7 protein-coding genes are annotated in these 13,821 nt (G+C 39.5%); 4 read left to right on the top strand and 3 right to left on the bottom strand.

Translation table 11 applies throughout. The features are described 5' to 3' along the window. The first annotated feature begins 15 nt into the window (after positions 1 to 15). From BUA60_RS07920 to BUA60_RS07935, 4 genes are all read left to right on the top strand, one after another. The gene (locus tag BUA60_RS07920) at positions 16 to 1,665 is read left to right on the top strand and encodes a RagB/SusD family nutrient uptake outer membrane protein (protein ID WP_072861216.1); all 1,650 of its coding nucleotides are present in this window, start codon (positions 16 to 18) and stop codon (positions 1,663 to 1,665) included. A 137-nt stretch (positions 1,666 to 1,802) separates the two neighbouring features. Next, positions 1,803 to 3,857, top strand: coding sequence for a glycosyl hydrolase 115 family protein (locus tag BUA60_RS07925; RefSeq protein WP_072861217.1), 2,055 nt, complete (start codon positions 1,803 to 1,805; stop codon positions 3,855 to 3,857). A 10-nt stretch (positions 3,858 to 3,867) separates the two neighbouring features. Next, positions 3,868 to 6,183 (top strand): GH92 family glycosyl hydrolase, encoded by a 2,316-nt coding sequence (locus BUA60_RS07930; RefSeq protein WP_245802509.1) that lies wholly within the window; start codon positions 3,868 to 3,870, stop codon positions 6,181 to 6,183. Positions 6,184 to 6,336: 153 nt separating this feature from the next. Continuing rightward, the gene (locus BUA60_RS07935; RefSeq protein ID WP_072861218.1) at positions 6,337 to 10,374 is read left to right on the top strand and encodes a hybrid sensor histidine kinase/response regulator transcription factor; all 4,038 of its coding nucleotides are present in this window, start codon (positions 6,337 to 6,339) and stop codon (positions 10,372 to 10,374) included. 168 nt (positions 10,375 to 10,542) lie between these two features. On the opposite strand, the gene ribB is transcribed toward BUA60_RS07935, so the two are convergent. From ribB to BUA60_RS07950, 3 genes are all read right to left on the bottom strand, one after another. Beyond that, on the bottom strand, positions 10,543 to 11,685 hold the full coding sequence (gene ribB, locus BUA60_RS07940; RefSeq protein WP_072861219.1) for a 3,4-dihydroxy-2-butanone-4-phosphate synthase: 1,143 nt from the start codon (positions 11,683 to 11,685) through the stop codon (positions 10,543 to 10,545). After that, on the bottom strand, positions 11,682 to 13,097 hold the full coding sequence (locus BUA60_RS07945; RefSeq protein WP_245802510.1) for an LptF/LptG family permease: 1,416 nt from the start codon (positions 13,095 to 13,097) through the stop codon (positions 11,682 to 11,684). The genes ribB and BUA60_RS07945 overlap by 4 nt, the downstream gene beginning before the upstream one ends. 72 nt (positions 13,098 to 13,169) lie before the next feature. Beyond that, on the bottom strand, positions 13,170 to 13,814 hold the full coding sequence (locus BUA60_RS07950; RefSeq protein WP_072861220.1) for an outer membrane lipoprotein periplasmic chaperone LolA1: 645 nt from the start codon (positions 13,812 to 13,814) through the stop codon (positions 13,170 to 13,172). Positions 13,815 to 13,821: the final 7 nt, after the last annotated feature.

Here is a 13,821-nt window from a genome sequence, read left to right on the forward strand (position 1 = left end):
TTTAAATAAATTGTCATGAAAATATTACATAAAACAAAACATATCCTAGCTTTAATAGCTTTCTCAGTACTATTGAATGCCTGTGATTCGTATATTGAGGAAGATGTCTATTCCAATATAACCGCAGAAAATTTTCTAACGGAGGATACGGCAGATCAGTTAATTATAGGGCTTTATACCTCAATGAGAGGGGTATACAATAACCATAGTTATCAGTTTGCCGGAACTGATGTCTTTACCAGCAAAGGGGAAATATTTTCCTTTTCCGCGGAAAATGATTACAATTCATTTAATGCTCCTCAAACCAACGGCCTTTGGAACTCTAATTACAATGTAATTTCAAAGGCGAATACCGCCATCAATAGATATGAGATTGAGGTTGATTGGAGTGAGAGTAGGTTGGGAGAGAAGGCCTACGGTATAGCCCAGGCAAGGGCACTAAGAGCTATGTCGTTTTTCTATTTGGCACAGCAATATGGCGGAGTTGTACTAGATCTGGAAGAACCACAGAGTATCAGAAATGATTATACCAGATCTACCGAAGAGGAGACTTATTCCTTGATAATTTCAGAATTGGAAGCTGCTATTCCAAACCTGCAAGCAGACCCAGAAACAGGTAGGATTTCCAAAAGAGCGGCACAGCACGTATTGGCCGAGGTGTATTTAACTAGGGCCTACAAATCTTTTGCAGGCAGCAACGATTTTCAAACAGCTGCCGATTTGGCGGTGCAGGCCATAGGTTCCTATGATATAAGAAGCCAGTCTTTCGCTCAGGTTTTTGATTATGACAATCAGGTAAATCCCGAAATACTTTTTGCTGCCCAATGGGGTAATACAGGCTTTGTTCAGGATAGAGGTAATAACAAACATTCCCTGTTTATGATAGGAGTGGAACAATTACCGGGGATAAGTAGAAATAATCTTTATGGCAAGTCTGGTGACAATCTAATGCCCACACCTTACTTTTACTCATTGTTCGAGGATAACGATACAAGGGAAAATGTAACGGTACATAGGGTACTGTATGCGGATGAACCTGGATTTTCGGTCGGGGCGGATGAAATTGCGGTAGGTGATACCATTATGTATTTCCCTAAAGAAGCAGTAGACATGACCGACTTGGTTGATAAATTGGATCGCTACTGGGTATATCAGCCCGATCAATATTTATTCGGAAGACCTGCTGAGGTTGGTGACGTAAATTATAAATATGAATTGAATCCGATATTAACAAACTTTCCAATATTCAAAAAATTTGATGATGAAATCTTTCAAGAAGAGGGGTTAGGGGCTAGAGACACCTATGTTTACAGGGTAGCAGGAACACATTTGTTGGCCGCTGAAGCATTCTTGGGTACCGGAAATACTGCACAGGCCCTTTTTCACCTAAATCGGGTAAGGGAACGCGCAACTGGTGTAGCCGATCACTATTCAACCATAGATTTGGATGTTATATTGGCCGAGCGCGCATTGGAACTTGCCGGGGAAGAGAACAGATGGGCTGTCCTAAAACGTATGGGTAAGTTGGAAGAAAGAATCAATTTGTATAATCCACATGTAGTGGATCATGGCGCCTTCGATGCTACAAAGCACTTGTTAAGACCCATACCAGTTAAAGAACTTGAGCTTTCTCCAGGAACCATGGTACAGAACCCAAAATATTAAACCTAAAATTTCCCCAAGAGTTGTTAGATTAGTTGTTAGTTGAAATTATGGACGGGGGTTCGTTTATCCCTGTCCATTTTTATTAAAAAACAATCAACAATTCCATAAGGGATAGTATATTTAACAGCAGAATTCGAATGATCAAAATCTTCCATATAATACCAAGAAACATTTGGGGCCTATTTTTAGGGATGCTGATACTGTCATCCTGTTCCAGCCCACAAACGGAACATTATTATTTGGTGGTGGGAAATGAAGCAAACGAGGTAGAAATAAGTACTGCCGAAGATTTAAAGTCAGACCTATCAAAAGTACTTGGACTGGAAGGCCATATAATTTCCGATTTCGATAATATTCCAAAAGGCACACCTACATTTGTTTTGGGTACTCCTCAATCCAATAGCCTTATAGCCAGCTTGGTTAATAAGAAAGCCATAGTTCTATCTGATGACAACCCGGGACCAAGGGGAGGGATATGGCACAAAACTAAATTGAAAAATAATCAAGAGGCCATTGTTCTTGCCGGATCGGATGTACAAGGTTTTCAGTACGCCGTCTACGACTATTCCAAAGAAATTTTAGGTGTTGACCCTCTTGAATATTGGACAGGGAAGAAGGCTTTAAAGAAAACGACCATGGATTTGGTCAGTTTTGAAAATCGAAGAATTGCCCCTCCAAAAGTTCCCACTCTATGCTATTTCGAAAACGATGTGGATGAACTGGCCAATTACCGAGGTAAATTATTGGAGTACGATTGGGAAAGTTATACCCAAATGATAAACTCTCTCGTTAGATTACGCTACAACGCCATCCAGTTTTTTGATATGTTGGGTCGCCCAGAATTTTTTTTACGTCCAGAATATAAAGAGCTTAGTCCCGATTATAAAATAGACATAGAATATCTGGATAAGATGATCAATTATGCCCACCTTAAAGGTATGAAAGTACAGATAGATTTCGCGTTGGGATATCAAATTCATCCCATGTCTGAGGAAAAGGCTACTTGTTGGAGAGAATATAAAGAAGAGTGGGTAAAGGCATGGAAGTATTATCTGGAGGAAACTCCTCTTAAAAAGACAGACATATTTATTCTAAGGCCTAGGCACCAAGTCTGGGATTGGGAATATGAAAGTACTTGTGGCGAGAACAAAATAGAGGTGTTCAATGATGTGTTTAAGGTGTTTGGCGAATTGGTGGATCAATATAAACCCAATGCAGATAAGGTATTGATCTGTTATTCCGATGGCATGGAAATGTGGAACGACGGATTTAGGCCTCCAAAAGATTGGATAGTGGCCTGGTCGGATGATGGTTTTGGCGATTTTGAACATTTGCCCAATACTACCGATGGCTACAATTTTGGAACTTATATGCATGCCGGTTTTTGGTTGAACCATACTGTACATAACCCGTATCCGGAAACCGCTGAGACGGTAATGAAAAATATGTTCCAAGAATACGGTGCGGATAAATATTGTTTGGTGAATGGACAGAATTTTAGACCATTCCTAATTAATCTGGAAGCCTATAGTGAAGTTTGCCAAGATCCAGATAGTTTTGATCATAATGATTTCTATAAAGAATGGACCAAAAGATATTTTAAGGAAAATCAGCGTGAATCTGCCATATCCTCCATGAAATTGTTACACCAAGCACAAGAAGGAAGGATCGGATACGTACAGCATTTATGGGAAATACGTGAGGCTATTTCGTACCTATCGGACTTCCCAATACAAAGACCAGGCAAGACTCCGGTACCACATGATTTTAAAAGGGTCAAAAATGATTTTGAGCACGTAAAGAAAACACAGAATTACATTCAACAATCCGTGGAAGAGGCCAACAAAGGATTGGATAAAGTAGGTTTGGAAACTGATTTCTATTATTCATACGTTTATCTACCTGCACTGCTTTACAACGACCTAATCTCGTTTGAGGTAACATTACATGATATGGCCTTGTTAAAAAAACAATATGAGGATACAGGAAAAACAATTTACATAAATCAGGCCTTGGACCTCTGGCCAGACATAAACCAAAAATTAGAGGTCATTTATCAAAATAGGAACACCGGCGACAAAATTGCTAAATGGGCCATGTGGTATTCCCCACAAATCCGAAGACCAAATAATGGCTTTCCTACTATGGATATGCTGACTGCAATTAAATTAAACTTAGAGGCTAAATTATAAAAGTGTACATATGAAAATGTTTTATTCGAGACTTATTATAGGATTACTAACGGCAATAATTTGCTATTCCTGTAAAACAGAACAAGCCCCTCCGCAAAATATAGGGTCAAATGCTGCATCACCAGTCGACCTGGTATATCCGCAATTGGACACCGAAAATTCACGATGGTTTTTCTTTTCATCGGCCAGTCGCCCTTTCGGCATGGTAAATCTAAGTCCGGATACCGAAGTGGACGGAGCCTGGGGAAGCGGATATAGATATAAGGTAGATACCATTCAAGGTTTTAGCCATATCCATGCCTGGCAACTTTCGGGACTATCCGTACTTCCGGTAACCATATCCGAGGAGAACAGCCAGTCCATATTCAAGGATTTTAAATCCAAATTCAGTCATGACAATGAAAAAGTGTCGCCAGGTTGTCATTCTTTAGCTTTGGAAAAATATGGAATTGATGTAGAGCTCACAAGCACCAAAAGGGTTGGTTTTCATAAATATGCCTTTCCAAAAAATAAGGAGGCGGCCATTCTTTTCAACCTTAACGGGATGCTGGGACCTTGTGAAAATTTAGATGGCAACCTAATTAAGGTAGATGCCACAAATCTTACAGGGGAGCTTGTCATGGCACCGACCCATAGAAGGCCAAAACCAGTAAAACTATTTTTCCATATTATTTTGGATAAAGAAGTAGCAGATCTAAACAAGGATGAAGAAACTGGAAACTATTTGATTGGATTGGGCAATGACTCTGACCGGCTTTTAATGAAGGTAGGTATTTCATATACTTCTGCAGAAAATGCCAAAGCCAATATAGATGCGGAACTATCCCATTGGGATTTTGAAAGGATAGTAAAGGAATCCAAGGAAGAATGGAACAACGCCTTGGGTAGAATAAAAATATCGGGTGGCAAGGAAACCTCCCAAAAAAGGTTTTATACGGACCTCTGGCATGCCTTGCAAGGTAGAAGGGTCATAAGTGATTATAATGGGGCATATCCCGATAATACAGGGGAGAATTTCCGAATAGGTCAAATACCTTTGGATGCAGCCGGAAAACCTAAATTCAACCACTATAATTCCGATTCCTTCTGGGGTGCCCAATGGACCATAAACACACTTTGGGGCTTGGTCTATCCCGAAATTATGGAAGATTTTGTGCAATCCTTATTACAGTACCAAAAGGACGGGGGATTGGTTCCCCGTGGGCCTTCAGGTGGCAATTATACCTATGTAATGACCGGGGCCTCATCCACACCATTTATTGTCAGCGCCATACAAAAAGGAATAATTACGGATAACTTGGAGGGGATATATGAGGCATTAAAGATAAATCATATGCCAGGGGGAATAATGGAAAGGGCAGGATATGAGCATAATACCTCCCTTGGTGGTGGATTAAAATACTACATCCGGGATGGTTACGTACCCTATCCCATTCCAGAAGGTAAGTTTGGTGGCCATCAGGAGGGTGCAGGGGTAACCATGGAGTATGCCTATCAGGATTGGACCTTGGCACAATTGGCTAAAAAAATAGGAAATGAAGAAGATTACAACTATTTCATGAATCGTTCCTTAAATTACAAAAATGTATTTGATACGAACGTAGGTTGGATGAGACCAAAAGATGTAGATGGTGTATGGAAGCAAAACTTCGATCCGTACGAACATCAGCACGGCTTTGTAGAATCCAACTCGGCCCAAGCCACTTGGTTTGTACCCCATGATCTTAGTGGTCTGGCAAATCTAATGGGAGGAAATGAAAAGGCCGTGGAGAAACTCAACCTTCAATTCGAAACGGCGGAAAAACTAGGATTCACTTCTGGTAATTCGCATGCCTTGGAATTGCATCCCGAATATAGAAAAATACCTATCAACTATGGCAATCAGCCTTCCATGCAAACGGCCTTTGTATTTAATAAATTGGAAAGACCGGATTTAACGCAGTTCTGGTCCAGAAAAGTAGTGGATAGGGCCTTTAGCGGTTTGTCTCCGGCAACCGGATACAATGGGGATGAGGACCAGGGATTAATGGGTAGTTTGGCTGTATTGATGAAAATAGGACTTTTTCAAATGAATGGGGGTACAGAAGACAATCCTATATACGAATTTGGTAGCCCCATTTTTGATAAAATCACCATAAGTTTGGCTAACGGCAAGGAATTGGTCATCAATGCCCCTGGCACCGCCTCGGATAAGCCTTATTTAAATGCTGTAAAAATTAATGGAATGGTATCGGACCAAAATCATATTAGTCATTCCAATATTTTAAAAGGGACGGTTTTGGAATTTACCATGGGATCCGTACCTACCAAGAATTCCCAGAAATAATAAGGATGAAGTAAGACATTAGGATTTTTCGGGAACAGCATAAAACACCTCAAATAAACCAGTCCACTAAATGGCTAATTTATTTGAGGTTTTTAAACTATAGCAACCAAGGTTCCTTATATTGGCTTTTTAAAAGATAGTAGTAATTATATTATGGGAAACAAACTTCAAATTCTGTTGGCATTTATGGTCTCCGTATGGAACCTTCATGCACAGACCATAAAGTTTGAACATTACAATGATCATAATGGTCTGTCCCATAATTCCGTAAGGCATATTATTCAGGACGATCAGGGCTTTTTGTGGTTGGGTACTTTTTCCGGATTGAACCGTTTTGACGGTTATGAATTTAAAACTTATACCAGTTCCTCCGAACTTAACAATACCATCCCGGACGATGATATTACCGACTTGGAATTGGATAGGGAATCCAATCAATTATGGATCGGTACAAGAAAAGGACTCGTTCTTTATAATTCGGATACCCACACCTTCAAAACCTTCCTTCCTAATATAAATGATCCAAACGCCTTACAAGACGGGGAGATACGGTCCGTTCATGTGGATAGGTACAAGCAAGTATGGGTAGGGACAAGGGATAAAGGCCTTTTCATCTATAATCGCGAAACCCAGCATTTTAAGAAAGTGGAACTGGAAGGCTATAACTACATCAAGGAAATTATTGAAGATTCCAATGGATATATCTGGCTTGCCAGTTATGGAAGCGCGGGAATAGCCAAAATTTCCTTGGACAATACAGGTAACATTGCGCAAATAAGGGAATACACCTTGGAAGTGCCGGAGAGTACCGAAACAAACCCCTACGTCAATTTTATATACGAGGACCACAAATCGGATATATTTGTAGGCAGTAGAAGAGGGCTTTATAAATTGGAACAGCAAACCGATTCTTTTAAAAATCTCTATTTAAAGGATTCTAAGGTCAGGGACAAATTGGGGCCATACTTTATTTCGGTAGCCAGGGCGCCAAGCGGTGAATATTGGCTGGGGACTTTAGGCGGAATCTTGGTAGTAGATAAACTGGAAGACATTGTACTTCAAGAATATCGATGGTATTACTCGGAATTATCGGATGATGATTCATTGGTGGATAATCTGGTAGCTGCGCTGTATTTTGATGCCTCCGGTGTGCTTTGGATCGGCACGGAAGACGGCTTGGAAAAATATGATCCCTATAATAATCAATTCAATTACAACTCGGATATTTCCCAATACATAGGGAATCAGGTGCCCCGTATTCGTGGTTTTGCAAAAACCAAAGACAATAAGATCATAGTAGCTACAAGGCATAATGGACTTTTTATTTCGGATAATGGTCATTATATTCCCTTGTTCAATAACCAAAAGGACATAGCCAGTATTTTTACCATAGATGGCAACATATTTTACTGCGGACTTTGGGAAGGCAATATTTTACGTTACGACTACAGTACTGGAAAAACATCCGTAATGGACATTGGTTTTAATAGGTCGCCAATTCTGGCTTTCGCAGATTTAGGTAACAAAAATATGGTGGTTGGCGCTCATGGAGAAGGGGCGGTAATTATCAATACGGAAACTATGTCCCCTATAAAAGGAACGGGAATATTGTTGCCTTCACGCCCCATTAATAAATGTGTAGTAGATAATAATGGTATTGTTTGGTTCGCCACCCAAACAGGAGTTATTCGCTTCGACACCGTAAGTGGTAATACCCATGTTTATGACGCCGATTTAGGCGAAAACATTGGTCTGTCTCATGAAAATGTTAGCGATATCACCATTGATCCATCAGGGAAAATTTGGGCAGCGACACGTAAGGGACTGGATTACTACGATCCCGATTTGGATAATTTTGTCCCCGTGACCGAGCCGGTGGAATTAAAAAGCAGCTGGATTACCGATTTAGTTTCCGACACCAAAGGAAGCCTTTGGCTAAATATGAACAATAATCGTATTGCGCAATACAAAACGCAATCCAATGAACTAAAAATATATTATACCGATAGTGGCAATAGGTTGGACGTATTTAGCCTAACCGGCTTTTACTACGCCGATGATTCCCATATCTATTTGGGAGGCAAAAACGAAATCATCTCCTTTTCACCGGCCGATATCAAGGACAATGATATATCACCGGCTCCCCTGATTACGAATATCAAAATTCAGAATACCGATTTGGAAGTGGGCGGCATATTAAACGATCAACAAATACTTTCCTCAGGCATAAACCTAAGTCGCGAACTCGTTTTGGAGCATGAGAACAAGAATTTTTCATTTACTTTTTCCAGCCCTTCCTACACCAGTGAACGCTTCAACAAGTATAGCTACCGATTAGTAGGATTTGACAAGGGATGGAATACGGTGGACATACGACAACGAACTGTCCAATACACCAATTTGTTTTTTGGCGATTATACCTTTGAGGTAAAGGCCATGAACAGTCACGGGGTTTGGAGCGATGTCTCATCTTACCAAATAAAGATTCTTCCGCCGTTCTGGCTTACCTACCAATCCTTGATCATCTTTATCCTGCTGCTCTCCCTTATATTCTATGTGGTACGCAAACAGATTAAATCACGACTTGGATTAAAACATGAATTGCTATTGGAGAAAGTAAAAAGGGAACGTGATGAAAAATTGAGTAACGAAAAATTAAGGTTTTTCACCAATATTTCACACGAACTTAGAACTCCCTTAACCCTTATACTAGGACCTACCAAGCAACTTATTGAAGATGGTGAAACTAGTGGCAACCAGTTTCAATTGAGCAGATACCACATGATTCTGCAAAATGCCAACCGACTGCTGAACCTAGTGAATCAGGTGTTGGATTTTAGAAGGGCACAATCCGGCGAATTGAGTTTAAAGGTTACCCATACTGATATTTTATTGCATACCAGAAACACCTTTCGATCTTTTGAGGAGTTGGCAGACGACAAAAAAATTGAGTTTAGCCTTATTTGTGAAAGTGAAATGATAGAAGGTTACGTAGATCGTGACAAGTATGATAAAATGCTGTACAATTTATTGTCCAATGCCTTAAAGTTTACCCATAAATATGGCCATGTTGACCTTTTCGTGGGAACCCAATCAGTAAATGGCAGTACGGAATTGGTGGTGGAAATAAGTGATGACGGTATTGGGATTCCTTTAGAAAGCCAGGAAAAAATATTTACCCGTTTTTATCAGGCTCCCAACAGCAAAGTGAACAATACAGGGTCTGGTATAGGACTCTCCTTAGTTCAGGTATTGGTTGAACTTCACAAAGGCAGCATAGCTGTGCAAAGTCAGCCCGATAAGGGTAGTATATTTACCATAAAGATTCCAATAGATTATGAGTCATATGAGGAGAATGAAATTTTCGAGTATGGCCAGAGTCCGGTTATAGAACATTCACCCCATTTAATTCCCAGCAAAAAGATTCTCCAAAGTGCCCATTTAAAGGAAAGAATACTCATTATTGAGGACAATGCGGAATTGCGTAATTATTTGGTAGACTTTTTATCGGATTACTACAAAGTCTTCGAGTCCGAAAATGGGGAAAAGGGGTTGGAAATATGTAGGCAAATAAAACCTGCGCTTTGCGTTGCCGATATAATGATGCCCGTACTGGATGGACTTGAGTTCTGTAGAGTCCTAAAAAATGATGGAGACATTAGCCATATACCTGTAATACTATTAACGGCACTATCCGATAATGACGATAAGATTAGGGGCTATAGTTCGGGTGCAGATGGATATTTGGTAAAACCATTTGATCCCTCCCTATTAAAAACCAGGATCGAAAATATCATCCAATCCCGAATGGACCTGAAAGGTAAATTCTCTGGGGAGGTGGAAAGTGATGCAACAACCTTGACACACTCTCCCATAGACGAAAAGTTCATGGACAAGCTCATTCAATTAATTGAGGGGGATATGGACAACCTAGAATTGAGCACTGCTTACCTATGCCAGGAATTGGGAATGAGTTCCTCCAAATTATACAGAAAAATAAAGGAACTAACAGATCTGGCGCCAAATGAATTTATAAGGACCATTCGTTTAAAAAAAGCAGCTCAATTTTTAAACACCAAAAAATACAATGTTTCCGAAGTATCTACTATGGTAGGTTTTAATGACCCTTATTATTTCAGTCGCTGTTTTAAAAAGCAGTTCGGATACCCTCCCAGCAATGTGATAAAATAGCCGTTGCTAAAACAAAAAATAAATTTCTTAAAAGTACGGCCCTGTATCGACAAAACCTTAATTAACAATCATCATTGGCGATAACGCTGGACATTCCGATTGAAATTGACACCTAACTTAACGACTTTACAGTCCTTAATTGGTAATTCTACTGAATTTAAACCCAATCTAATAGTTTACGTATTCCACAATTTCCAGTCCATAACCAACAAGTCCCACCCTTTTGGTGTGACTAGAATTGCTGAGCAATCTAATTTTGGCGATATCCAAATCGTGTAAAATTTGTGCCCCAACGCCAAAGTCCTTGGCGTCCATATCCACCTTGGGAGCCTTGTATATCCCTTGTTTTTGTAATTCCTTCAGTTCGCCCAATCTGCCCAAAAGATTCAAGGATTCGGTTTCCTGATTTATAAAAACTATTGCCCCTTTGCCTTCTTCGTTGATGGCATTGAACATATCCTCCAATTTTTTGTCCGGATTGTTGGTTAGGGTACCTAAAATGTCATTGTTGATCAAGGTAGAATTAATTCTTGTCAGGACCTTTTCATTTTTTTTCCAAGTCCCTTTGGTCAATGCCAAATGTACCTGATTATTGGTGGTCTGTTGGTACGCCCTAAGTCTAAATTCGCCAAATCTGGTAACAATATTAAAATCCTCCATTTTACGGATCAGGCTATCATGTTCCATTCGATAGGCGATCAAGGCTTCTATGGACACAATTTTTAGATCAAATGTCTTGGCTACTTTTACCAATTGTGGCAACCTCGCCATAGATCCATCCTCGTTCATAATCTCAACGATGACTCCCGCAGGTTTTAATCCGGCCAAACGGGCAAAATCAATGGCGGCTTCGGTATGTCCGGTTCTTCTTAGTACACCGCCTTCTTTGGCAACAAGGGGAAATATATGTCCAGGTCTTCCCAAATCATGGGCCTTTATATTTGCATCTGTCAATGCCTTAACGGTACTAGCACGATCTGCAGCGGATATACCCGTGGTAACACCATGGCCCCTTAAATCTACAGAAACAGTAAATGCTGTTTCCATAGGATCGGTATTGTTGTGTACCATCATGTGCAGACCCAATTCCTTACACCTACCTTCGGTGAGTGGGGCACAGATAAGTCCCCTGCCATGGGTAGCCATAAAGTTGATCAATTCTGGAGTGGCCAATTCAGCAGCCGCCAAGAAATCCCCTTCATTTTCCCTATTTTCATCATCCACTACAATAATTACCTTGCCTTGCCTTATATCTTCAATAGCTTCCTCAATGGTATTTAGCGTAATTGTCTTTTCAACTTTTGTTGTCATGTCACTGCAATTTTATCTTTCTTCTTAAATACGCCTTTAAAATAATCCAAAATACTCCCAAAGGACATTAATCCTTTGTCCGCCGTTGCCCTTCTAGTAAGGAAAACACCTAAAGGTAACATTATAAATGTAGATAGCCATGCTCCAATAATAGGATTAATATTCCCCTCCTTGGCATAATTTCCGGCAAATACTCCAATAAAATAGTATGTTAGGAATAGTATTATTGCGATAACCATAGGCAAACCCAAACCGCCCTTTCTTATAATGGCACCCAATGGAGCACCAACAAAGAACAAAATAATACAGGATAATGCCAATGCATATTTTTTGTGTAGCGATAAAATGTGAAGACGATAAATCTTATATTTTATTTGAAGCTCATTTTTCTTTCCCTGAATACTTGTTATAATATTGGATGTGGCGCTTTTGGCAGAACTTAAAATCTGTGTCTGGTGCCATGAAGGATAGAGGGCCAATATGCTATCGGTATCTATCTTGGTACCCAAAGAATCCATTTCCTTCTTTTTTTTGTCAATTGCAATTTGAGCAACGGAATCGGGTTTTTTCATGGGAACAAAAGCGCCCATTCTACCCACAATATTCTTGGAAAAAGCGGTTACCAACCTTACGTTATCTTCCTTAAGGGAATCTATATCCTTGGTTAAACGCGAAATATTTTTCATCTTATCCGTACTCACATCCCGCTCCTCATCCAAATCTACATCGTTAAGGTCCGAAAGATCCTTGTTTATGGTATAGGTCCTAAAATTGGCCTTGGTAAAAGGATTTTTCTTCTTCTCCTTGTTATTTTTGGTTGACACATCCAAGTAATAATGCCCGTCTTTCAATACCAACTGTAAAATATCCGAATCCTCACTGCTGATAAGTTCTCCCGATTTGGCCTTGATTACAGTGGTATTGACCTTGGTTTTGGATTTTTCGTGAATGATGACATTTTCCAAAAATCGATCATTTTCCCCATATTTACGGTCAACCTTCATGTTCATTTCAGTGCCTTCCAAATCACTAAAAACACCTTCGGTAATAATGGCCGCAGGTTTCACCTTGGCAATGTTCCTTCTTAAATTGTATATTTTTTGTTCCGAAATAGGAATTATATTATTGGCAAAATAAAAGGTAACCCCACCCAAAAATGTCACAAAAACAATCAGTGGCAGCATTGCCCTCTGCAAGGAAATACCCGAGGCCTTCATGGCCGCGAACTCGTAATTCTCCGCAAAGGAACCAAAGGTAAGAATGGAAGATAGCAATACGGTCAAAGGAATAACCCGTTCCATTAGGTTGGGCATAAGATAAAAAAGGAATTTTCCAATTATGAAAATATCCAATCCCTTCCCAGCAAAATCATCAATAAACAACCAGATCGTTTGAAATATGAAGATAAACATCAGTATTACAAACGAACTGAAAAAATTAAAGAGGAACCTCGATAATATATATCGGTCTAAAATTCTCAATTTCTAATTTCTTATGATGTAGTACCCATCATTCTTATACTTGTTCTCGTCAAAAGTAAATAAGGTTTTGGACAAGGGCTGGTCAATTTTAAAAGAATTAACAGTAATGGTGGTTTTTGTACCGTTCTTCCCCGTTTCAATAAGCTTATAGATATGTTTGGTCTCCACATCTATACCCAGTAGAATAGATTTGATCTCTGAATTGGTATCGATTGGCGTCAACTTCACAAACTGTATTTTTCTTCCTTGAATATTTTGTAGGATATCCCAGTCATAGTTATGTCCCTGCTTGTAGAAGGTAAGCATTTTAGATGGTGTAATGGTGTTTTCATCATCCAATTTTTCTTCAATGGTCACCTCTTCATTTTCGGGTACAACGGTATATACCTTTTTACCATCATAAATTTGCTTGGAGCCCAAATAATTGAACAAATACTTATCGCCCTGCATGGTTACATCCCCTCTTGTTTCGGTATTTATATTGGCCTCCTCGTTATTAAGACTGTATTTAAAGTCTACAAAAATATTGTCGTAACTTTTTACCTTATTATAGACTTCATCCAACAAAGTTTTGGCCTTTGCAGAGTTCTGGGCCATAGATACTGAAGTAGATAATACCAATAATATAATAGATAATTTAATTTTCATTTTCTTT

The sequence above is a fragment of the Arenibacter palladensis genome (assembly GCF_900129275.1).
Classification (GTDB): Bacteria; Bacteroidota; Bacteroidia; order Flavobacteriales; family Flavobacteriaceae; genus Arenibacter; species Arenibacter palladensis.

Bases quoted from the DNA above. Each gene is read 5' to 3' on its own strand.
- BUA60_RS07930 (WP_245802509.1), top strand. From the start codon at position 3,868: ATGAAAATGTTTTATTCGAGACTTATTATAGGATTACTAACGGCAATA.
- BUA60_RS07925 (WP_072861217.1), top strand. From the start codon at position 1,803: ATGATCAAAATCTTCCATATAATACCAAGAAACATTTGGGGCCTATTT.
- BUA60_RS07945 (WP_245802510.1), bottom strand. From the start codon at position 13,097: ATGTTTATCTTCATATTTCAAACGATCTGGTTGTTTATTGATGATTTT.
- BUA60_RS07935 (WP_072861218.1), top strand. From the start codon at position 6,337: ATGGGAAACAAACTTCAAATTCTGTTGGCATTTATGGTCTCCGTATGG.
- ribB (WP_072861219.1), bottom strand. From the start codon at position 11,685: ATGACAACAAAAGTTGAAAAGACAATTACGCTAAATACCATTGAGGAA.
- BUA60_RS07920 (WP_072861216.1), top strand. From the start codon at position 16: ATGAAAATATTACATAAAACAAAACATATCCTAGCTTTAATAGCTTTC.
- BUA60_RS07950 (WP_072861220.1), bottom strand. From the start codon at position 13,814: ATGAAAATTAAATTATCTATTATATTATTGGTATTATCTACTTCAGTA.